This window comes from Pseudomonas sp., from assembly GCF_040514055.1.
Classification (GTDB): Bacteria; Pseudomonadota; Gammaproteobacteria; order Pseudomonadales; family Pseudomonadaceae; genus Aquipseudomonas.
The window spans coordinates 236545-258847 of the sequence record NZ_JBEVDL010000026.1 but is presented as its reverse complement, the minus strand read 5'-3'; the positions used below and the strand labels follow the sequence as shown (position 1 = coordinate 258847).

The window sequence follows — 22303 nt, the reverse complement described above, 5'->3', positions numbered from 1 at the left end:
AGGTGTCGTCGGGGCCGCGCATGCGCGCGGCCTTGGACGATGCCCACTGCGGCGCTGACGCCTCCGCAGTGGGCGCGCGCGTCAGTTGATGGCGTCGCTGAGGGCCTTGGCGGGCACGTACTTGATCACGCGTTTGGCGGCGATTTCGATCGCGGCACCGGTCTGCGGATTACGTCCGGTGCGGGCAGGGCGCTCGCTGGTCTTGAGCTTGCCGATACCGGGCAGGGTGATTTCGTCGTGATTTTCCAGGGCTTCGCTGACGATTTCACTCAGCTGCTCGAGGATGGCGCGGACCGTGGCCTTGGGCGCGTCGGTGGCTTCGGCGATATCGGTGATCAATTGGTCTTTGGTCATTGCCATGGTACTGCTCCATCGGGTCGGTTGGCAGGGCGCTGCAGCGGGGCGGCGCGGACACGCCGCCCCAGCGACTGCCGGGCCGGCACAGTAGCGCGCCTGACCCGCGCTGATCCAGTGTTAGTCGCATCGCCCCGGGCGAATGCGCGGCAGATCGCTTTTTGGCCGTGCGCCGCTGCGGTTATTCGCGCAGTTGCGCATCGCCATTCCAGGCACTGAGCACCAGCCGCAGCTGACCCTTGATTCCCGGTGTGCTGCGGCTGTCGAACGGCACGCTGACCTGCAGTTTGCCGTCGGCCCTAACGCTGGGGGTCAGGGGTTTCAGCGCCTGGTTCAACCCCTGGTCCTGCCAGGCGTACTCCAGGCGCCAGGCATCGGGGTCGTTGTCCCGGGCGGGGAAGAGCTTGAGCAGCAGGGCATTGCGAAACAGGTAGCTGCCCTCGAAATGCTGATCGACCCACAAGGTCCGCTCGATCTCGTAGTCGGGTACCCGCACGTTCAGCGTCATGGTGTAGGTCAGACTGTCGTCGTGGTGATTGACCTTGGCCCGGCGCGCCAGGAACACCGACGACAGGTAGCGGATGCCATGCCGTTGCGGGTCGTGCAGCCAGTCCTGGTGCGACAGGCAGGTCACCGAGTCCTCCTCGGCCGTGCGTCGGGTCAGGTACCAGAGTTTGCCCCGGGGCGCCGCCAGGGTTTCGATCTGGTACAGCGCATTGACCTGGCGCCCCGCCCGCTGCGCGGTGTCCACCGGCGCCGGCAGGCTGATCGCCTCGATGTCCAGCCACAGGTCGACGCGCACGTCGCCGAACAGAAAGCGCACCAGGTTCTGGTAGGCCTCCTCGCTGTTGACCAGCCCAAAGAAGCCCGAGTGGCTGCGGTAGGCGAACGCCTTGGCGCAGGGTTGCGCCAATTCCCCGTGGGCATCCAGGCTTTGCAGCGTGGCATTGGCGATGCGCACCAGGCCGTCGCTGCCGTGGCCAACGAAGGTGCGCGACAACCCCAGTGCCGCCTCGTAGTCCAGGCGATTGGTACCGACCATGCAGAACACCTGCTCGCTGGGGTAGCGCTCCTGGGGCAGCAGGTCGACGCGGCCATGGCGGGCATAAGCCTGCTCCAGGCCGAAGAAGGTCGCCAGCTTGTCGCGGTTGAAGCTGTCGATCGCGTTCAGGTTCAGCCAGCTGGGCGGGTTGACCCCGAGCATCTCGATACCGTTGTGCGGGGTGGCGTAGGTGAAGAGCTTGGCCACGTGACGCGCCGCGCCCAATGGGTCATGCAACGGATTCTGCAACAGGCCGCGACACACCAACCCGCCCATGGAGTGGGCCACCAGGTAACAGCGAAAATCTTCCTTGCCGATCCCGTTGTCCGGGTTGTCGCACACCAATTCCCGGACCCGCATGATCAGCTCGCCCAGGCGGCTGGCGAAATTCGCCAGGCTGGGCGGCTCGCCGAGGCCCAGCAGGCTGGAGGCCTGGTCGTAGAAGCGGTGGATGATGATCGAGCGACTGCTCAGGCGGTTGGCCGGATTGTCCTGCCATTCCGCGTCGAGTATGTCGTAGCCGCCCTGGTAGACGTCCTGGTAACCGAACTCGGAGACCAGGCGCACCAGTGGCGACTCGAAGACAAATTTACGCGGCGGCCGGTTGCGCTCGGCAACGGCGCGGTAGGTGGTGGAGCCGAGGTTGAAGCCGCAGAAGGGGTCGGCCGTGGTCTGGTCGATTTCCGCCTGGGTCATGGCATAGCCACGGACATAGATGATGGGGTGAAAGGGGCTGTGGGGGCTGGTCATGGAAAATCCCTCTCCGCAGGTGCGCCGTTGTGCCAGAGGGCCGTGTCGTGCCTGGCGCGAGGCAGCACGGCCATTAAGCTTAGCTGGCGATAATCTGCTGCGGCTACCGCCTGGCCGGTGAGGGTCCTGCTCGGACAGGCTGCCGGGCGGTTTCAGCACAGCCTCCGGCGCCAACCCCACGGCGTCTGGGCGCGGCCCGCCGCATCAGAGGCCGAGCAGGGCGCCGACCTGGGCACGCAGTTGCTCGACCAGTTCCGGGTCCATGTACTGGTACTCGTCTGGGATGTCCAATACGTGCACGGGCTTGTCGCGCATGGCCGCGGGGAACTCGGCGAGCAGTCGACCTTTGTGGCTGGACTCCATTACCAGAACAATGTCGGCCCACTCCAGGTCCGCGATGCCGACCCGGCGCCTCGCGCTGGCACTGGTGCCGGCCGAGCGCACGCTCAGGCCGGGGTGGCGCCGCCAGACCTGTTCCGCGGTGGGGCTGCGCCATTGGTTGCGGCTGCAGATAAACAGCAGGCGCAGCGGGGAGGAAGACGCGGGGCTGGGCATTGGCTTGGGCTCGGATCGGCAAAGCGCCAGTTTACCCGCTCGGCTCTGATCCGGCAGCCGCGGGGAGTGGCGGTTTTACTTCTGCGCGGCACGGGTTAATCGGCGTCGTCCTGGCGGGGGCCGGCTGGTCTACGCTTGTCGTAGGCCTCTGTCGTCCCTGTATTCGCGCCTGGCGCAGTGGGGCGGCAAAGGCCTATGGAATGCGGATGGGTTGTCGTCCCGAGTTGGGAGGCGTCCACGAGGGCGCCGCGCTGGAGTGGCCATTGGAGTGGGCATTATGCTGAGTGTGTTTGCGAACCTGGGATTTCGCTGGAAGATGGCCCTGCCGATCCTGTTGTTGGCGGCCTTGCTGGTGCTGATGGGCGTGCTGGGGATACGCGGCATCGATCATGTAGCCGACTCCAGTACGCGCCTCACCAACCGTTACCTGCCCGCCATCAGCCTGATGCTCAATGCCGACCGCGACCTCTATCAGGCATTCGTCGCCGAGCGCAGCCTGCTGCTGGACGCTGCGGGCGCGCGGGGTGAGGGGCTCAAGGCCGACCACGCGGAAAACATGCAGCAGGCCTATGACCGGGTGCACAAGTACCTGGCGATGAAGCCCGGTCGGGAAGCTGAAAACCTGGTGGCGCAATTCGACAGCGGCTTCGCGCGCTGGAAGGCCAGCTCCCAGCAGGTGGTGCAACTGGCGGGCAGCGATCCGGCCGCCGCCGCGCAGCTGAGTTTTGGCGACAGCGAGACCCAGTTCCAGGCGATGCGCGACAGTATCGACAAGCTCGGTGAGCTCGAAGATGCCGCGGCCAATGCCGAAGGCACGGTGGCCATCAGCGAGGGGCATTCCCTGAGCTGGCAACAGAGCCTGGTGATAGGGTTTGGCTTGCTGGTCTGTGCCGTGTTGATGCTGGGGTTTCCCTTATTGATTACCCGGCCGCTGCACACCTTGCTGCAGCGCATCGAACAGATCGCCGATGGCGATGGCGATCTGCGGACCCGTCTGGAGGTCAAGTCCCGGGATGAGCTGGGAAGGCTCGGGGACGCCTTCAACCGTTTTCTCGACAAGCTGCAGCCGCTGATTCGCGAGGTCGGGCGGGTCACCGGCGAGGTCGCCGATTCGGCGCAGCAGTTGGCGGGCATGGCGGCGACCAATGACCGGCTGATCAGCCGCGAGCATGTCGCAGTCGATCAGGTCAGCACCGCCGCCAGCGAGATGAGCGCGGCGGTGCATGAGGTGGCGCGCAGCGCGCAGCAGGCCTCGGACGCGGCGCGTCAGGCCGAGCGCCAATCCCAGGAAGGGGCACGGGTGGTCGGGGCGACCATCGGCTCGATCCGCCAGTTGGCCCTCGAGGTGGAAAGCGCCTCGGGCACCATCCAGACCCTGGAGCAGGAAACCGCCAATATCGGTGCGGTGCTGGCGGTGATCAAGGGCATCGCCGAACAGACCAACTTGCTGGCGCTGAACGCCGCGATCGAGGCGGCCAGGGCCGGTGAGCAGGGGCGCGGTTTTGCCGTGGTCGCCGACGAAGTGCGCGCCTTGGCGGCGCGCACCCAGGACTCGACCAAGGATATCCAGGAGATGATCGAGCGCCTGCAAAGCGGGGTGCAGAATGCGGTCAAGGCCACCCATTCGGGCAGCGTCAGGGCCCGTGAAAGCGTCGACCAGGCCGCTGGGGTCGATCAGGCGCTGGGCGCTACCGGCGATTCGGTGCAGCGCATCAACGATATGGCCGCACAGATCGCCACGGCGTGCGAGCAACAGAGCTCGGTGACCGAGGGTATCGCCCGCAGCATCAGTGATATTCGCGAGCTGTCCAACGAAGCGGCGCAGACCTCCGAGCGCAGCACCGCCGCCAGCCAGCGCTTGTCCGAGCTGTCCGGCAACCTGGCGCAGCTGGTCAAGCGCTTTCGGGTGTGAGCCGAGGGTCAGCCTGGCGGGGCGCGTCAGCGTCTCGCCGACACCCTGGCCAGGTTATCCAAGTGCTTGTCATAAATATGATTTTTAATCGGCGCTGGCTGTTGTAAGTTGCCGGCAAGTGGTTACAATGGCGCGGCTCGTCGCAAGGCGGGCTTCGTGATGGTGACCCCACCGGTCCCTCCGCAACGATCAGCCGTGAACCCGGTCAGGCCTGGAAGGGAGCAGCCGTAGCGGTGACATTGTGTGCCGGGGTGTGGCTGGTGGGGTTGCCTCCAATTTCAAGGCCCGCGGTTCTCGCCGCCTTGTCTGTTTTAATCTTTCGCCTGTGCGATTTCCTTTGTTTGTTGATGTTTTGCTCGTGCGGCACTCTGCCTGCAGCGTCGGCGAATCTTTCATTGTGCTCGTTGCTTGTTGACAAAGGGTCTGTCCGGCATCGCCTGACCTGCCTACGCCCTCGGCACCGATTCCTGCGGTGGCGGGTCCTGTTCGCTGCGCATCGGATGCAATTTGCCCCATGCTCCGATAGGATTAGCCGACTTCTGCCCTCCTGTTGCGACGGTTTTCGATGAGTTATCAGGTTCTTGCACGTAAATGGCGTCCGCGCTCGTTCCGCGAAATGGTCGGCCAGACCCATGTGCTCAAGGCCCTGATCAATGCGCTGGACAGCCAGCGTCTGCACCATGCGTACCTGTTTACCGGCACCCGAGGGGTGGGCAAGACCACCATCGCGCGCATTATCGCCAAGTGCCTCAACTGCGAGAACGGCGTCAGCTCCACGCCCTGCGGCGTCTGCTCGATCTGCAAGGAAATCGATGAGGGGCGTTTTATCGACCTGATCGAGGTCGACGCCGCCAGCCGCACCAAGGTCGAGGACACCCGCGAACTGCTGGACAACGTGCAATACGCGCCCAGCCGTGGACGCTTCAAGGTGTACCTCATCGACGAAGTGCACATGCTCTCCAGTCACTCGTTCAACGCCTTGCTCAAGACGCTGGAAGAGCCGCCGCCCCACGTCAAGTTCCTGCTGGCGACCACCGATCCGCAGAAACTGCCGGTCACCATCCTCTCGCGCTGCCTGCAGTTCTCCCTGAAGAACATGCCGCCGGAGCGGGTGGTCGAGCATCTGACCCACGTATTGGGCGTCGAGAACGTGCCCTTCGAGACCGACGCGCTGTGGCTGCTCGGGCGTGCCGCCGATGGTTCGATGCGCGATGCCATGAGCCTGACCGACCAGGCCATTGCCTTCGGCGAAGGCAAGGTCATGGCCGCCGATGTGCGCGCCATGCTCGGCACCCTCGATCATGGCCAGGTCTATGGCGTGCTGCAGGCCTTGCTGGAAGGCGATGCGCGAGGCCTGATCGAAGCCGTGCGGCATCTGGCCGAGCAGGGGCCGGACTGGAGCGGGGTGCTCGCGGAAATCCTCAATGTGCTGCATCGGGTGGCCATCGCCCAGGCCTTGCCGGAAGCGGTGGACAACGGCCAGGGCGATCGCGATCGGGTGCTGGCCCTGGCCCAGGCCTTGCCGGCCGAGGATGTGCAGTTCTATTACCAGATGGGACTGATCGGTCGGCGCGACCTGCCGCTGGCGCCCGACCCGCGCGGCGGTTTCGAGATGGTCCTGCTGCGCATGCTGGCGTTCCGGCCAGCGAGCGCCGACAACGCGCCCAGGGCGCCGTTAAAGCTCCAGGGAGTCAGCCCGGCCACGGCTGATTCCCAGGCGCAACCGGCGGCCGTAGTGGCGTCGGTCCCCGCGGTCGCCCCCACCGCTGTCCCGACGCCCGTTGTCGAGCCGCTGGTGCCGAACCTCGCGCCGGCCTACAGCCCCGAGCCTGCCGTCCCGGTCCCGGTCCCTGTCCCGGTCTCCGCGTTGGCGCCGGTCCCGCTCCCCGAGTCGGTTCCGTCCGCCGTCGCGGAGCCTGCGCCTACGCCCGCAGCGCAACCGACGCTGCCGACAGCGCTGAAACCAGCGGACGCCCCCAGCGCTGCGGTGGCCGCCATCGACCTGCCCTGGGAAGCGCCGACGCCAGCCTTGCCCCAGCAGCCGCCTGAGCCAGCGCCGGCGACAAGCGTGGCGGCCGCCGATAAAGCCCCGCCGTCCCCGCAGCCGCAGTCCGACGATGACGAGCCGCCCCTGGGCGATGACGACTATTACGAAATCGATGGCGAAGCCGACGCCTACCTCGATGCGCTGGTGACGCCCGTCGCCGAACCGGCCGCGGTCGAACCAGCGGCCTTGCCCGCCAGCGGCCTGGCCGCCGAATGGCTCGAGCTGTTCCCGCGCCTGGGACTGGCTGGCATGACCGGCAGCATCGCCGCTAACTGCACGCTGGTGGCCAGGGACGGCGACGTCTGGCGCCTGCACCTGGACCCGGCGCAAAGCGCATTGTTCAATCCTACCCAGCAGCAGCGGCTCAACGATGCGCTGAACCAGTATCATGGACGCCCGCTGAAGCTGGACATCGAGCTGCGCAAGCCCGAGCAGGAAACCCCGGCCCAGGCGGCGTCACGCTACCGCCAGGAGCGCCAACGCCAGGCCGAGGCGGCTATCCAGGCGGATCCGCTGGTGCAGCAGATGGTCCAACAATTTGCTGCGGTGGTCCGTGACGGCTCGATCGAGCCGCTGGAGCCGACCGCGAACCCAACGACTCAGAACGATGTGAGGTGATTCCCATGATGAAAGGTGGCATGGCCGGCCTGATGAAGCAGGCACAGCAGATGCAGGAAAAAATGCAGAAGGCCCAGGAAGAATTGGCCAACGCCGAAGTTACCGGGCAGTCGGGGGCGGGTCTGGTGACGGTGGTGATGACTGGACGTCACGACGTCAAGCGCATCAGCCTGGATGACAGCCTGATGCAGGAAGACAAGGAGATCCTCGAAGACCTGATCGCGGCGGCCGTGAATGACGCCGTGCGCAAGGTCGAGCAGAACAGCCAGGACAAAATGTCCGGCATGACCGCAGGGATGCAGTTGCCCCCCGGTTTCAAAATGCCCTTCTGATGATTGTGGGGGGTGTCCAGTCGGGGCGCCGGGCGGTGTTGCCTGCACGCTCGGAATCCTCATGTGCTTTAGCACACTGCGGTTCCTCGCCCGCAGGCGCCTTGCCCGGCACACCGCCTGATCACCCCTACAGCTGCTGCGCCCCGCGAATTTCTGTTCCGGATCCTGTTGTGTCTGCGCTGATCCAGGGCGTTGTGTCCAGTAGCCTGGAGTGGCGACCGCGTCACTCCCTGGTACGCGCTGTCCAACGCCCTGAGCCTCCCTTGTCGCGATCGAGTTCCTGTCATGAGTTTTAGTCCGCTGATTCGCCACCTGATCGATTCGCTGCGCATCCTGCCCGGTGTGGGGCAGAAAACCGCCCAGCGCATGGCGTTGAACCTGCTCGAGCGTGATCGCAGTGGCGCCTTGCGCCTGGCCCAGGCGTTGACCCAGGCCATGGACGGGGTCGGGTATTGTCGGCAATGCCGTACCCTTAGCGAAGACGAGCTCTGCCAGCAGTGCCTCGACCCGCGCCGTGACGACAGTGTGCTGTGCGTGGTGGAGGGGCCGATGGACGTTCATGCGGTCGAGCAGACCGGCTACCGCGGGCGCTATTTCGTGCTCAAGGGGCACCTGTCGCCCCTCGACGGCCTGGGCCCGGAGGCCATCGGCATTCCCGAGCTGCTGGCGCGCATCGAGCAGGGACATTTTAACGAAGTGATTTTGGCCACCAACCCGACCGTCGAAGGCGAGGCAACCGCCCATTACATCGCCCAGCTGCTGGCCGGCAAGGAGCTGGTGGCGTCGCGGATTGCCCATGGCATGCCCCTGGGTGGCGAGCTGGAACTGGTCGATGGCGGTACTCTGGCCCATTCCCTGGCCGGACGCCGTCCCATCAACCTCTGATCGAACCCGAGCCGATCAGGCTGGAAGATATATATGAGAAGCATTACCATTGTCGTCTGATTCAGGCGAAGTGGCGGATGGTTTTCAATGGCAGTCAAGGTGCTCTCCCGACACGACGCCTTGCAGCAGTTGTATCTGGACCATCATGGTTGGCTGCAGGGTTGGTTGCGCCGGCGTACTGGCTGCAGCCAGCGCGCGGCGGACTTGGCCCAGGATACCTTCCTGCGTCTGCTGAGCAAGGAACGCGACCTGTCGCCGCTGCGCGATCCGCGGGCCTACCTCTCGACCATCGCCCACGCGCTGCTGGTCAATCAATGGCGTCGTTTGGCGCTCGAACGGGCCTACCTGGAATCGCTGACCCAGCAATGCCCGGGCTATGCTCCGTCGCCCGAAGCCTGCGCACTGATCGTCGCCACCCTGATGGAGATCGATGCCATGCTGCGGCGCCTGCCCGGCAAGGTCCGCGACGCGTTTCTGCTGGCCCAGCTGGACGGCTTGACCTATGGGCAGATCGCCACCCGGCTGGGAGTTTCCGAGCGCATGGTCAAAAAATACATGGCCCAGGCCATGCTGCATTGCCTGCTGCTGCAGGACGCCTGACCCATGCTTCCCGACGAGGCGGCGGCCCGCGACTACGCCATCCTGATGCAGGCGGCGGAGTGGTTCGCCGTGCTCGGCTCGGAGCACTGTTGCGCTCAGCAACACCAGCAATGGCACGCCTGGCTGGCGTCCAGCCCGGAGCATGCGGCGGCCTGGCGGCGGGTGGAGGCCATCAGTGGCCAGTTTCAGCGGCTACCCGATCCGCTGCAGCGCGGCGCGGCGCGCAGTGCCTTGCAGCAGGGTGCCAGCACTCGCCGCCAGGCCCTGGGCCTGATGGCGCTGCTCTGCGGTGGCACGGCGCTCAGCCTGCTCACCGCGCGCTTCGCACCCTGGCAGGCGTGGACCGCGACCCTGCGCACCGGCACCGGCGAGGTGCGCGAAAGCCGGTTGGCCGATGACAGCCAGCTGTGGCTCAACAGCGGCAGCGCGGTGGACATCGACTATGGCCCGGACCTGCGCCGCCTGCAGCTGTGGCGCGGCGAACTGCTGCTTTTCAGCGCGCCCGACCGCGCCACGCCGGCGCGGCCGCTGGTGGTCGACAGCGCCTACGGGCGCATGCGAGCCCAGGGCAGCCGCTTCAGCGTACGTGAGGAAGCCGCCGCCACCCGGCTCACGGTGTTCCAGGGCGCGGTGGAAGTACGGCCACAGGGCGGCGGGGCATTGCAGCTGGTGCAGGCGGGGCAGCAGCTGTGTTTCGGCCCCCAGGCGTTCGCCCCGCTGACCGCCGCGCAGCAGGGTCGTCAGGCGTGGCGCCGCGGGATCCTCCAGGCGGACAATATGCGTCTGGACGATTTTATCGCCGAACTGGCCCCGCACTGCCCGGGCTACCTGGGCTGCGCCCCGGCGGTGGCGCAGCTGCGCCTGGTCGGCGCCTTTCCGTTGGCCGATCCCCAGCGCATCTTCGCCGCGCTGGAGGCCAGCTTGCCGGTGCGCGTGGTGCGCCGCCTGCCCTGGTGGGTGAGCGTGGAGCCGCGCCACGCGTGAGGCGCTCGCCAGGGCGCGCCGCGGGTGTCGATGCCGCTCAGGGCCGGCAGCAAGATCCTATTGCGCGTCTGCCCACGGCTCACCATGGCCATCCAGGCTACTGCGGAGTCCGAAGGCGCGCCCTAACGAACATTTTTTTCACTGTCCGGTTCCCCTTTTTGCGTCTCGCCTGGCTTTAGCGGCAGAAGCCATTTGTCGTTCGTTTTTCCATCGAGATCATGAGGTTATCCATGCACACCTGCCCACCCCTGCGCCGAGCGCCACAGTTGCTGCGTGGCGCTGTCCGTGCCGCCTTTCTGGTCCTGCCGCTGGCCGCCGTTTCGCCGCTGCTGGTCGGCCTGGCCCAGGCCGAGGAGGCCGCCCACAGCCAACGCAGCTACGCAATCCCGGCCGGCCCGCTGTCCAGCGTGCTGAGCCGCTTCGCCAGCGAGGCGCAGGTTTTGCTGGCGGCCGAAGGGCGACTGACCGCCGACAAACAGAGCGGGGGGTTGCAGGGGGTATTTTCCACCGAGCAGGGTCTGGCGACTCTGCTCGCCGGCAGCGGCCTGCAGGCGGTGTCCGACGGGCAGGGTGGTTACGCGCTGCACCTGCTGCCGGCGGACGGGGCGCTGACGCTGCCGAGCACCTCGGTGGAAGGCTTCGCCCTGGGCAACGCCCTGGGCAGCATGAGCGGTTACCACGCCACCCACAGCAGCGTGGCGACCAAGACCAGCAAGGAGTTGGCCAAGACCTCCCAGGCGGTGTCGGTGGTCACCCGCGAGCAGATCGAGCAGCAGGGCTCGCGCACCGTCGCCGAGGCCACGCGCTACACCGCCGGCGTGCTCACCAATCCCTACGGCAACACCCATCGCTACGACTACCTGGCCATGCGCGGGATCAACGACGGCTCGGTGGACAACATCATCATCGATGGCCTCAAGTCCATGGGCGACCCGGGCTCGTTCACCAGCCTGCAGATCGACCCCTATTTCATCGAGCGCATCGATGTGCTCAAAGGCCCGTCCTCGGTTCTCTATGGCCGCAGTAACCCGGGGGGACTGGCCGCGCTGACCAGCAAGCGGCCGCAGTTCGAGCCGTCCGCGCGCATCGACCTGTCCTACGGCAGCCATGATTACCAGCAGACGGCCTTCGATGTCACCGGGCCCCTGGGCGAGCAGGTCGCCTACCGACTGGTCGGCCTGGCCAAGGACAGCGACGTGCAGGTCGATCATGTCGAGGAAACCCGCTACGCCCTGATGCCCAGCCTGGCACTGAACCTTAGTGAGGACACCTACCTCAACCTCTACGCCTACCTGCAACACGATCCCAATGGCGGCTACCACGGCAGCCTGCCGGCCTCCGGTACCCTGCAGCAACGGGATGGCGGGCGTATCTCCGGCCACTTCTTCGAGGGTGATCCGTCCATCGAAGAATTCACCCGCACCCAGCATATGCTGGGTTACGAGCTGGAGCACCGCTTCAACGACACCTGGAGCGCCCGGCAGAATTTCCGTTACCTGGCTGCCGAGTCGGAGAACAGCCAGGTCTGGGGCAATGGCTATGTGAGTGCCGACAGCAATGAGCTGGCGCGCGGCTTCAGTGGTGGCGAAGAGCGGCTGCACGCCTGGATAGTCGACAACCTGCTGCAGGCGGAATTCTTCACCGGCGCGGCGCAACACACGCTGGTGACCGGCCTGGATTACCAGTACTCGAAGAACAAGGTGCGCTACGACCGTGACTACAGCTCGCTGACCCCCCTGGACGTGTTCGACCCGCGTTATCCGGCCAATGACCTGGCTGACCTGGCCACCGTCAGCAGCGCCCTGCGCCGGCAGAAACAGGCCGGCCTGTACCTGCAGGACCTGGTCGAACTGGGCGGTTGGAACCTGTCCATGGGCTTGCGCCAGGACTGGTACGACGTTTCCATCGACGACGACCAGCAGAACAGCAAGGACGCCAACACCGGCGAAAAACTCAGCGGCCATGCCGGCCTGCTGTACGCCTTCGACAATGGTCTGTCGCCCTATGTCAGCTATTCCACCTCGTTCAATCCCACCTCCAACTACTCCGACGGCGCGCAGATCCTCAAGCCGACCACCGGCGAACAATGGGAGGCCGGCCTGAAGTTCCAGCCGCCGGGCACCGACGACCTCTACACCATCTCCTTCTTCACCATCGAGATGGAGAACCTGTTCGCCAAGGAAAACAGCTTCACCGACAGCTACGAGTACAAGGGCGTCGGCGGCATCGACTCCCAGGGCATCGAGCTGGAGGCGCGGGTGCAGGTCAGCGACAACCTTCAGCTGCTGGGCAGCTACACCTACAACCAGGTGGAATACAGCAAGTCCTACTACGTGTTCGACGGTGCTGGCGGCCTGCTGGACGCCAAGGGCCACACGCCATACCAAACCCCGGAGCAGATGGCCAGCCTGTGGGCCGATTACGCGTTCAATCAGGGTGTGCTGGCCGGCCTGACCCTCGGTGTCGGTGCCCGTTATGTCGGCGAAAGCTACGGCAGCGACCTGAACGACTTCCAGGTGCCGTCCTACACCCTGTTCGACGCGGCTGTCGGTTATGACCTGAGCAACCTAGGCCTGCAAGGCACCTCGGTACGAGTCAATGCCAACAACCTGACCGACGAGTACTACGTGGCCTCCTGCTACTCGGCCACCGCCTGCTACCTGGGCGAGGAACGCACGGTTGTCGCCACCCTGACCCAGCGCTTCTGAACCTTGCCAGAGGCAGCCGCTCCTCGCGGGGCGGTCGCCTCCAGCCGTTGGCATTGGCGGGGACCTTCCGCTGCACCCTTGGCTTGCCTGACGGAGCCTGACCGGGGGTGGTGTTCGGCCGGCGCAAACGCCAGGCCCGGCAACTGTCGGCCCTTGGACGCTCGGCGCGAGACGGTCATGGCCGATGCTTCGTCTTGAAAACCAAGCAAGCGCTAGGTATGGTTTGATCTTCCCACGACGGAGCTCGACCATGTCTTTTCAGGAATACTTCGATGACTCCCATCAATTGGTGCGCGACTCCGTGCGACGTTTCGTCGAGCGGGAGATTTTGCCCGGGGTCGATGCCTGGGAGGAGGCCGGGGAGTTTCCCCGGGAGCTGTACCGGAAAGCCGGTGCCGCCGGGATCCTCGGCATCGGTTACCCGGAGCGATTCGGTGGCAGCCACGAGGGTGATCTGTTCGCCAAGGTCGCCACCAGCGAGGAGCTGATGCGCTGCGGCTCCGGTGGCCTGGTGGCGGGGCTGGGTTCCCTGGATATCGGCCTGCCGCCGGTGCTCAAGTGGGCCAAGCCGGCCCTGCGCGACCGGGTGGTGCCCGAAGTGCTGAGCGGGCAAAGGATCATGGCCCTGGCGGTCACCGAACCCTCCGGTGGCTCCGACGTGGCCAACCTGAAGACCCGCGCGGTGCGCGACGGCGATCATTACCGCGTGACCGGCAGCAAGACCTTTATCACCAGTGGCGTGCGCGCCGACTACTACACGGTGGCGGTGCGTACCGGCGGCGAGGGTTTTGCCGGAATCAGCCTGCTGCTGATCGAAAAGGGTACGCCGGGCTTCAGTGTCGGGCGCCCGCTGAAGAAGATGGGCTGGTGGGCCTCGGACACTGCGGAATTGTTCTTCGACGATTGCCGGGTGCCGGTGGACAACCTGATCGGCGCCGAGAACATGGGCTTTGCCGGCATCATGGCGAATTTCCAGAGTGAGCGCCTGTCGCTGGCGCTGATGGCCAATATGACCGCGCAACTGGCCCTGGAGCAGAGCCTGAACTGGGCCCGTGAGCGTGAGGCGTTTGGCAAGCCGATCGGCAAGTTTCAGGTGCTCAAGCACCGCCTGGCCGAGATGGCCACGCAGCTGGAGATGTCGCGGGAGTTCACCTACCGCCAGGCGGCGAAGATGGCGGTCGGCAAATCGGTGATCAAGGAAATTTCCATGGCCAAGAACGTCGCCACCGATGTTGCCGACAAGCTGACCTACGACGCGGTGCAGCTGCTGGGTGGCATGGGCTATATGCGCGAAAGCCTGGTGGAGCGGCTGTACCGCGACAACCGGATCCTCTCCATCGGCGGTGGCTCGCGGGAGATCATGAACGAAATCATTGCCAAGCAGATGGGGCTTTAGGGCCTGGAGGGCGGCCTCCGCGCGCCCTCCAGCGACAGCCCGCCGCGAGGGGTGGCGGACGTTACCGAGGGGAGGGCGCCGATCTCAAGCGCGGACCAGGCTCACAGCGAGGTCCAGTTTTGCGTGAAAGGCCTAGGGGCACTGGTCACAGGCGCCGCATTGCCGCGAAACATGCCCCCGGCCCTAGAGGGCGGCCGTGCCTGGATACCCGCCTACGCGGGTATGACGGCCGGGGAGCGGCACAACAGGCTGATCAACCCAAAGAGGGGCGCGTGGTATATTCGCCGCCCTTAAATGGTGCGGATGTGGCGCGCAGTGAGCAGTTTCAAGTCCTGGTTGAAGTCATTTGTTCCCGATCCGGTCACCGTCAGCAAGGTGGAACGCCTATATGGAGTGCTGGGCGCCTTTCTCGGTCTGCTCGGTACCGAGTGGTTCTGCCGCCAGGCCCTCGGCCATTCCAGCCTGTGGCTGATCGCCCCGATGGGCGCCTCGGCGGTGCTGCTGTTCGCCGTGCCGTCCAGCCCGCTGGCACAACCCTGGTCCATCATCGGTGGCAATACCTTGTCGGCGCTGATCGGCGTGGGGTGTGCACTGTGGCTAGGACCGACGGGGCTGGCGGCGGCACTGGCGGTGGCGCTGTCCGTCGGTGCGATGTTCCTGCTGCGCTGCCTGCACCCGCCCAGTGGCGCGGTGGCCCTGACCGCGGTGCTGGGCGGGCCGGCCATCAGCGCGCTCGGGTGGGGATTCGTGGTCTATCCGGTGCTGACCCATTCGGCGTTGCTGTTGCTGTTGGCGTTGTTGTTCAACATGGCGGTGCGTCGACGTTATCCCCATCGCCACCTGGAACATGCCAACCCCCATAACACCAACGACCCGCTGCCCAGCGAGCGGCTGGGCTCGCTGCGCGATGACCTGAACCAGGTGCTGGAGGCGCGGGGTGAACTGCTGGACATCAGCCGCGATGACCTCGAGGAAATCCTCCAGGCCACTGAAGCCCTGGCCGCGCAACGGCGTTTTGGCGACCTGCGTTGCGCGCACATCATGTCCCGTGACCTGGTGACCCTCAGCCCTGAGGATTCGTTGGCACAGGCCTGGGCCTTGCTCCAGGCGCACCGGCTCAGCACCTTGCCGGTGGTGAGCACGCAGCGCCGTCTGGTGGGCATGTTGTCCCAGGAGGACCTGCTGCACTGTGCCCTGTCGAAGAGCGGCGCGGCCAGCGTTGGCGAGGCGATGACGACCCGCGTGCGCAGCGCGCGCGAGCAGTGGCCCCTGGCCAATCTGGTGCAGCTGCTGGCCGACAGCGGGGTGCATCACTTGCCCATAGTCGACGAGCAGCAACATCTGCTCGGCATGGTCAGCCAGTCGGACCTGCTGGCGGCCCTGTACAAACTGGCGGTGCGCGTACCGGCCTAAATCCGCGGGGCTTCCCGGGCAATAAAAAACCCGCCGAAGCGGGTCTTAGATGGGGTGCTGGTCCTTCAGCTGGTTTGGATCATCGGCCAGCACCCGTGAAATTTTCGTGAAAAAAATCAACCCCTGGCCGAATTGCCGCCCGATTGTGCCCAAAGCCGCCTTTTCAGACGAAAGGCCTCTAGCACGAGGCTTTCAGGGGTTGAAGACATGGCTAATGGCTAGTGCGGATTTTCTAGGCGCTGGGTCCTGTTGGCACGACTGGTCCGGTCGGTTAAAAACTGAATCTGCGGCCGTGGGCGTGTCAACCTGGCGCGGCTCGCGCTAGGCTAGTGGGCTCAGCCGTATAGGGATAAACCGATGTCCAGCGAGTCCGCCACCGCCCCCAGTCAAGATCCGCTCAGCAGCAGCGAAGCCCGTATCCTGGGCTGCCTGATCGAAAAACAGGCCACCACCCCGGAAACCTACCCGCTCACGCTCAACGCGCTGGTGACCGCGTGCAACCAGAAGACCAGCCGCGAACCGGTGATGAACCTCACCTCCGGCCAGGTCGGCCAGGGCTTGCGCAACCTCGAGGGGCGCGGCCTGGCGCGCCTGGTCATGGGCAGCCGTGCGGACCGCTGGGAACACCGCAGCGAGAAGTGCCTTGAGCTGGTGCACGGGCAGGTGATCCTGATCGGCTTATTGCTGTTGCGCGGTCCACAGACGCTTAACGAGCTGCTTAGCCGCAGCAGCCGCATGCATGACTTTGGGGACGTAGGCGACCTGCAGCACCAACTGGAGCGCTTGATCAGCCGCGGCCTGGCCTGCCTGGTGCCGCGCCAGGCCGGTCAGCGTGAGGACCGTTACATGCACCTGCTGGGCGATCCTGCCGATTTGCAGGCGGCCCTGGCGGCGCGCCCGACCGAGCGCGGCGAATCCGGCAGCGCGGCCGCGGGTCGACTGGAGGAACTCGAGGCCCGGATCGCGGCCTTGGAGACGCGCCTGGCCGATATGGAAAGCCGTTTGCCCGAGACCGACGCCTAACCCCTGTTATCCATTGGCCCGGCCGGGACGCGCGCGGAGCGTGCCTGGTCGGTTGTTTCGACACCCGTCACCCTTGTGCAAGGCTTAGGCTGAATGTCCCGACCCAGTACGTTGCACCTGCCCGCGGGCCCCTGGACCACCGTCCTGGACTGCCTGTGCGGGCATTTTCCCGCCATCAGCCGGGATTGCTGGCTGGATCGCATGGCCCGCGGCCGGGTGCTGGATGAAGACGGCCAGCCGATCAGTCCGCTGCGGCCGTACCGTGAGGGATTGCGGGTCCAGTATTTTCGCGAAGTGGCCAACGAGACGCCGATCCCCTTTGTCGAGACGGTGCTGTACGCCGACGAGCATCTGGTGGTGGCTGACAAGCCGCATTTCCTGCCCGTCACGCCCTCCGGCAGTTATGTCGAGCAGACCTTGCTGGCGCGCCTGACGCGGCGCCTGGATAACCCACATCTGGTGCCGCTGCACCGCATCGACCGGCTGACCGCCGGCCTGGTGCTGTTCTCGGCCAACCCGAGTAGCCGCTCGGCTTACCAGCGATTGTTCGCGATGCGGAAGATGGTCAAGTACTACGAGGCCATCGCCCCCGCGCTGCAGGCGCAGTCGTTCCCCCAGGTGCGGCGAACGCGGCTGGCCGCCGCGCAGCCGTATTTTCGCATGCAGGAGGTAGCGGGCGATCCGAACAGCGAAACCGCCATCGAGGTACTGGAGCGGCGTGGCGCCTGGTGGCGGTATGGATTGGCGCCGGTGACCGGCAAGAAACACCAGCTGCGGGTACACCTGGCGGCCCTGGGTGCCGGCATCTGCAACGACCCTTTCTACCCGAACCTGAGCGAGCAGGGCGCCGATGATTATCAGCGTCCGCTCAAGCTGTTGGCCCAGGCACTGTCGTTCGACGATCCGCTAAGCGGCCAGGCGCGGCGCTTCGATAGCCAGCTCAGCCTGGAGTGGTAAGCGGGAATATAACGGGCGCCGAGTCCCGCTGAATCGAGTCGAGTTCTTGCAGGGTGCGCCGCGCGCACTGGCGGATAAGCCCGCCCGAGCAAACTCACTCGTCATAGCCGCGAAGGCGGGTGGTATCCAGAGATGTTCAGTTCTCGGATGGTCAGGTTCAACGATTTCGCCGACCTCATCTGCTGTCGCGGTGCGCCGAGCGCGCCCATGCCACCGGGCATCAGGTCGATGCACTGAACCCACGGACGTGGCCTAGTATTTATCGAGCGGTGAAGAGGTGTCAGTGAAGGCCGCTAGGTGGCACGACAGATCAGTCTCGCATGGATAGTAGGGACTCTTTTGCGCACGCTAGATTCGCAAAAAAACATAAGGAGATGAAAATGTTAAAGCATACATTTCTTCACAAATTGTTCATTTCCAGCTCGCCCCATTCGCTTAGCCCAATCGCCGCACTGCTGTGGCAACAAAGGCCGCGAACGAGCATTGTCCGCCCGTTAGCGTTATGCCTTTTGGTGATAGGCGCCACGCCGGCGGTCACAATGGCCGCCGACCCTGTAGTAGCCGCGGTACCAGCCAACTGTGGTCCCGTTTTTCCGTTAAAGGCGCTTATCAGTGGCCATTACGTGTCGACGGAGATTGGCTTTGCCGGGGCCGGCAACGGACTTCTGCGGGCCCGGTCCCCCATTGCCGGCCCCTGGGAACGATATCGCTTCTGTTACCAAGCGCCTTATTACGGGCTTCGGTCCGAGATCAGCGGTCTCTACGTCTCGGTCGAAATCGGCTATGCCGGTGGCTACAATTCGCTGTTGAGGGCTCGGTCGCCGTATATCGGTCCATGGGAAAGGTTTAATTTCGTCTGTGAACTGTCTACTCCGAACCCTTGCTACCTGTATAGCCCTTTCAAAATATATGCTGCGGTCAATGGCCGTTGGGTCACGCCCGAGATTGGATACACCGGCGACAACTTCGGTATGCTCCGGGCACGGACCGAGGTCTTGGGGTCTTGGGAGCGTTTCTATGCCCGCTAATGTCTCGTTACAAAGTTGACGGGGCCGCACTCCATCGAGCGGTGAAGATGCAGGTAGTGAAAGCCGCTCGGTGGCACGGCAGGTCACCCGCATTGCTTTTGCCGTATGGCGACCGGGAAAACCCGTAACTCCCCGACATGATCGGTAAAAAGATTTGCGCAGGAACATAGACTCTACGAAACCAGCTTGCGCCTCGCAGGAACAGCGGGGGTGTCTAACCTTGCAGGCGATCCGTTGTGGATGCTCCCGAGCTAAACCCGGATATCCACCCCATTGCCCAGATTGGCCGGGTTGCTGGCCGGCAGGGGGATGGCCTGGATCAGCGCCAGGGCACTCTGGGCCGAAAGCTCCATGGCCTTGTCGAGCACCTTGAGGGACACCGCGGCGCCCGTTTGCGCGGCCTGGGCTGAGGATACAGCGCTGGCGAGACTGGACAGTTCCATAAGAGGACTCCGTGGCGGGTTAATCAATGGACCGGCTGCAGTGCGGCTCAGTTCCAGATAATGGGGCTGCAACCGGACAGCGAGTATCGGTTGCAGAATACCTGCCGAGACGCTGACCTCCCAGCCTGGTCCGGCGAACGGTGCTGTGATCGTCACTCTCCGAGCAACGCCGCAGCGGCGCCACGCCTGAGACGCAATGCCGGCACGCGGGCGGTCCCTGGCGGCGACGTTGCAAAAGGTTTTACTTGGCGCCCGGCCGCGTCCGCGCTATTACTGCGCTTTTCGGTTTGCCAGTGCCGAGGCCATCCCCATGCGCCCGGCCAAGGAGTCTTCGATGGCCAGTGGATTCAAGCAGGATTTCAGCCGCGCCGATGCGGCGCACCCCGTTAGCCTGGACGCTGTGCCGGTGACGGCCAACAGCGGCTGGAACCTTGAGCGTATCGTCAGCGAGCTGCGCGTTGCCCGTGGCGAATGGCGTGCCGAGCAGGGCCGTCCGCGCCAGCAGGATGGCCGTGAGCTGCCTTCCCGCGATGCAGTCTGCGAGGTGATCAAGGCGCTGCGTGGCGCGCTGTTCCCGATGCGCCTGGGCCCCCCGGACCTGCGCGAGGAAAGCGAAGATTTCTATGTGGGCCATACCCTGGACTCGGCGCTGACCGCCTTGCTCAAGCAGGTGCGGCTGGAACTGCATTACGCGGCGCGCCACCAGGGTGACAGCGAACCGGATATCGAAGCGGCGGCGGTGCGTATCGTCCGCGACTTCGCCGCAGCCTTGCCGGCATTGCGTCGACTGCTGGACACCGACGTGATCGCCGCCTTTCACGGTGACCCGGCGGCGCGCAGCGTCGATGAGGTGCTGTTGTGCTACCCGGGCGTGTTGGCGGTGATTCACCACCGCCTGGCCCATCATCTGTATCGCGCCGGGTTGCCGTTGCTGGCGCGGATCAGCGCGGAAATCGCACATTCCTCGACCGGTATCGACATCCACCCCGGTGCGACCATCGGCAAGAGCTTTTTTATCGACCACGGTACTGGCGTGGTGATTGGCGAGACGGCGATCATCGGCGAGCGGGTGCGCATCTACCAGGCGGTCACCCTGGGCGCCAAGCGCTTTATGACCGATGAATCCGGGCAGTTGCTCAAGGGCCAACCGCGCCACCCGATCGTTGAGGACGATGTGGTGATCTACGCCGGCGCGACCATCCTGGGTCGTATCACCATTGGCCAGGGCTCCTCCATCGGCGGCAACGTTTGGCTGACCCGCAGTGTGCCCGCCGGTAGCACCATCACCCAGGCCAACCTGCAAAACGACTGCAGCGCGAGCTGATCGCCAGGCTTTCCTTCGGGCCGCCCATTCACTACCCTGGCGACCCCACGGGGTCCCGCGCTGGCGCGGCGACCCCTGCGCCTTTTTGCGGACCCGAAACTCATGGATACCCTCGCGCAACTGCGCGCTGGCCACTTGGCCGGCAGCCGACGTCTGGACCTGAACTGCGGCCTGAGCGAATTCCCCCGGGAAATCTTCGAGCTGGCCGATACCCTGGAAGTGCTCAACCTCACCGGCAATGCCTTGTCCAGCCTGCCCGAGGACCTGGGACGACTGCGCCAGCTACGGGTGCTGTTCTGCTCGGATAACCGTTTCGAGGAACTGCCCGCGTCCATTGGTCAATGCCGACAGCTGGACATCCTCGGCTTCAAGGCCAACCGGATCCGCCAGGTGCCGGCGGCCGCGCTGCCGCCGTCGCTGCGCTGGCTGATCCTGACCGACAACCAGATCGAGGCGCTGCCCGAGACCCTGGGCAACTGCCGCAACCTGCAGAAACTGATGCTGGCCGGCAATCGGTTACAGGCCTTGCCAGCCAGCCTGGCGCAATGCGAGCGCCTGGAGTTGTTGCGCATTTCCGCCAACCGCCTGACAGCCTTGCCGAATGGGTTGCTCAGCTTGCCGCGCCTGGCCTGGCTGGCCTTCGCCGACAATCCCCTGGGCGAACGGCCGGCCGGCGCCAGCGAGGCGTTGCCGGAGGTGCCCTGGGCCGACCTGTGCCCGCAAGACGTGCTGGGCGAAGGGGCCTCGGGGGTGATCCAGCGCGCCCTGTGGCGCGATGGCGAGTCGTCGCCGCGCCCAGTGGCGATCAAGCTGTTCAAGGGGCAGATGACCAGCGACGGTTCACCCCAGGCCGAGATGGCCGCCTGCCTGGCGGCGGGTAGCCATCCGCGGTTGATCGGCGCACTGGGCCGCATCGGTGACCATCCCGAGGGCCGCGCCGGCTTGCTGATGCCGTTGATCGATCCGCTGTTCCAGCCCCTGGCCGGTCCTCCCAGCCTGGAATCCTGTACCCGCGACTGCTATGCCGAATCGCTGGTCCTGCCAGCAGCTGTCGCTGTGCGCCTGGCGCTGGGCGTCGCCCGCGCGGCCGCCCATTTGCATGGACGAGGTCTGCTGCATGGCGACCTGTATGCCCACAACATACTCTGGGACGGTCAGGGCGACAGCCTGTTGGGGGATTTCGGCGCTGCATCCTTTTATCCGGCGGCGACCGACGGCGCCATGCTGGAGCGCCTGGAAGTTCGTGCGTTTGGCATCCTGCTCGGGGAGTTGTTGGCGCGTTGCGTACTGGATGCCGACCTGTCACCGCAATTCGATGCCTGGCGTGTGCTGCAGGCCGCCTGTTGCCAGGCCGATGCCGGGGCACGTCCGGTGTTTGCGCACTGTATCGAGGTACTGGAGGTGCTGGGCGGCGCCTTGCCCTGAGGCCCAGCCACCCGCCTCAAGCGTTTTTGGGTTCGATCCGGCGTACCACCAGGGTACTGGCCAGTTTGTCATGCCACCCTTGCTTGCGCGGGTCGAACGCCACCCAGAACAGGCCCAGCCCCAGGGGAATGGCCGAGAGGTAATACCCCAGGTAACGGATCACCAGCTGACGCGGGGAGGCGACGCCCAGGCTTTGGGCATCGACGATGCGCGCGCCCAGCAGTTCCTTGCCCGGCGTGGCCTGGCGCTTGATCCAGAACAGCAGCACGGCCAGGATCGGCAGGACCCAGGACAACAGCAGGTCCGCGGGGCCCTGGATAAATGCCGTGCTGTCGAAATAGGCCCAGCCATAGATCATGACCAGCGGTGGCAGGATCACCAGCATCAGCAACAGGGAGTCGATCAGGCTGGCCGCGACCCGGGTCCAGAAACCGACGTATTCAAGGTCGTTTGAGATCTGTGGCACTCGCTTTCATTCCTGTCGATGGCAATGGAGTAGCTTACCCG

18 protein-coding genes, 1 other RNA gene and 1 pseudogene are annotated in these 22303 nt (G+C 65.2%); 15 read left to right on the top strand and 5 right to left on the bottom strand.

The window, feature by feature from the left end; genetic code table 11:
• Nucleotides 1-81 precede the first annotated feature (81 nt).
• From ABWY06_RS07155 to ABWY06_RS07145, 3 genes are all read right to left on the bottom strand, one after another.
• Nucleotides 82-360 (bottom strand): HU family DNA-binding protein, encoded by a 279-nt coding sequence (locus ABWY06_RS07155; RefSeq protein ID WP_353924865.1) that lies wholly within the window; start codon nt 358-360, stop codon nt 82-84.
• Nucleotides 361-535: 175 nt separating this feature from the next.
• Nucleotides 536-2146, bottom strand: a complete 1611-nt coding sequence (locus tag ABWY06_RS07150) for an esterase/lipase family protein (protein ID WP_353924864.1) — start codon at nt 2144-2146, stop codon at nt 536-538.
• Between the two features lie 204 nt (nt 2147-2350).
• Nucleotides 2351-2701, bottom strand: a complete 351-nt coding sequence (locus ABWY06_RS07145; RefSeq protein ID WP_353924863.1) for a low molecular weight protein tyrosine phosphatase family protein — start codon at nt 2699-2701, stop codon at nt 2351-2353.
• 277 nt (nt 2702-2978) lie between these two features.
• On the opposite strand from ABWY06_RS07145, the pseudogene ABWY06_RS25870 reads away from it, so the two are divergent.
• The 13 genes and pseudogenes from ABWY06_RS25870 to ABWY06_RS07085 form a co-directional block, all read left to right on the top strand.
• Nucleotides 2979-3755: pseudogene (locus ABWY06_RS25870) on the top strand (MCP four helix bundle domain-containing protein); the annotation flags it as partial.
• Between the two features lie 78 nt (nt 3756-3833).
• Complete coding sequence (locus ABWY06_RS25865) at nt 3834-4613, top strand: methyl-accepting chemotaxis protein (protein ID WP_502948164.1); 780 nt, start codon at nt 3834-3836, stop codon at nt 4611-4613.
• A 169-nt stretch (nt 4614-4782) separates the two neighbouring features.
• An RNA gene (gene ffs / locus ABWY06_RS07135) (signal recognition particle sRNA small type) lies at nt 4783-4879 on the top strand.
• Between the two features lie 299 nt (nt 4880-5178).
• Nucleotides 5179-7278 (top strand): DNA polymerase III subunit gamma/tau, encoded by a 2100-nt coding sequence (gene dnaX / locus ABWY06_RS07130; protein WP_353924861.1) that lies wholly within the window; start codon nt 5179-5181, stop codon nt 7276-7278.
• Between the two features lie 5 nt (nt 7279-7283).
• A complete protein-coding gene (locus tag ABWY06_RS07125; RefSeq protein ID WP_353924860.1) occupies nt 7284-7610 on the top strand; it encodes a YbaB/EbfC family nucleoid-associated protein in 327 nt (108 codons plus the stop codon).
• 285 nt (nt 7611-7895) lie between these two features.
• Nucleotides 7896-8495: a recombination mediator RecR gene (recR, locus tag ABWY06_RS07120; RefSeq protein ID WP_353924859.1), complete on the top strand. Its 600-nt coding sequence runs from the start codon at nt 7896-7898 to the stop codon at nt 8493-8495.
• Between the two features lie 87 nt (nt 8496-8582).
• Nucleotides 8583-9095 (top strand): sigma-70 family RNA polymerase sigma factor, encoded by a 513-nt coding sequence (locus ABWY06_RS07115; protein ID WP_353924858.1) that lies wholly within the window; start codon nt 8583-8585, stop codon nt 9093-9095.
• 3 nt (nt 9096-9098) lie between these two features.
• The gene (locus tag ABWY06_RS07110) at nt 9099-10079 is read left to right on the top strand and encodes a FecR domain-containing protein (RefSeq protein ID WP_353924857.1); all 981 of its coding nucleotides are present in this window, start codon (nt 9099-9101) and stop codon (nt 10077-10079) included.
• Nucleotides 10080-10309: 230 nt separating this feature from the next.
• Nucleotides 10310-12787 (top strand): TonB-dependent siderophore receptor, encoded by a 2478-nt coding sequence (locus tag ABWY06_RS07105; RefSeq protein WP_353924856.1) that lies wholly within the window; start codon nt 10310-10312, stop codon nt 12785-12787.
• 250 nt (nt 12788-13037) lie between these two features.
• Complete coding sequence (locus ABWY06_RS07100) at nt 13038-14183, top strand: acyl-CoA dehydrogenase family protein (protein WP_353924855.1); 1146 nt, start codon at nt 13038-13040, stop codon at nt 14181-14183.
• A gap of 315 nt (nt 14184-14498) precedes the next feature.
• The gene (locus ABWY06_RS07095) at nt 14499-15596 is read left to right on the top strand and encodes an HPP family protein (protein ID WP_353924854.1); all 1098 of its coding nucleotides are present in this window, start codon (nt 14499-14501) and stop codon (nt 15594-15596) included.
• A gap of 357 nt (nt 15597-15953) precedes the next feature.
• On the top strand, nt 15954-16619 hold the full coding sequence (locus tag ABWY06_RS07090; RefSeq protein ID WP_353924853.1) for a YceH family protein: 666 nt from the start codon (nt 15954-15956) through the stop codon (nt 16617-16619).
• 93 nt (nt 16620-16712) lie between these two features.
• Complete coding sequence (locus tag ABWY06_RS07085) at nt 16713-17576, top strand: RluA family pseudouridine synthase (RefSeq protein ID WP_353924852.1); 864 nt, start codon at nt 16713-16715, stop codon at nt 17574-17576.
• A 1279-nt stretch (nt 17577-18855) separates the two neighbouring features.
• On the opposite strand, the gene ABWY06_RS07080 is transcribed toward ABWY06_RS07085, so the two are convergent.
• A complete protein-coding gene (locus ABWY06_RS07080) occupies nt 18856-19047 on the bottom strand; it encodes a YjfB family protein (RefSeq protein ID WP_353924851.1) in 192 nt (63 codons plus the stop codon).
• 334 nt (nt 19048-19381) lie between these two features.
• Between ABWY06_RS07080 and epsC the strand changes: the two genes are divergently transcribed.
• Together epsC and ABWY06_RS07070 are read left to right on the top strand one after the other, a co-directional pair.
• Nucleotides 19382-20371: a serine O-acetyltransferase EpsC gene (gene epsC / locus ABWY06_RS07075; protein WP_502948161.1), complete on the top strand. Its 990-nt coding sequence runs from the start codon at nt 19382-19384 to the stop codon at nt 20369-20371.
• A gap of 102 nt (nt 20372-20473) precedes the next feature.
• Nucleotides 20474-21796, top strand: a complete 1323-nt coding sequence (locus tag ABWY06_RS07070) for a leucine-rich repeat-containing protein kinase family protein (RefSeq protein ID WP_353924850.1) — start codon at nt 20474-20476, stop codon at nt 21794-21796.
• Between the two features lie 16 nt (nt 21797-21812).
• On the opposite strand, the gene ABWY06_RS07065 is transcribed toward ABWY06_RS07070, so the two are convergent.
• Nucleotides 21813-22262 (bottom strand): RDD family protein, encoded by a 450-nt coding sequence (locus ABWY06_RS07065; protein ID WP_353924849.1) that lies wholly within the window; start codon nt 22260-22262, stop codon nt 21813-21815.
• Nucleotides 22263-22303 lie beyond the last annotated feature (41 nt).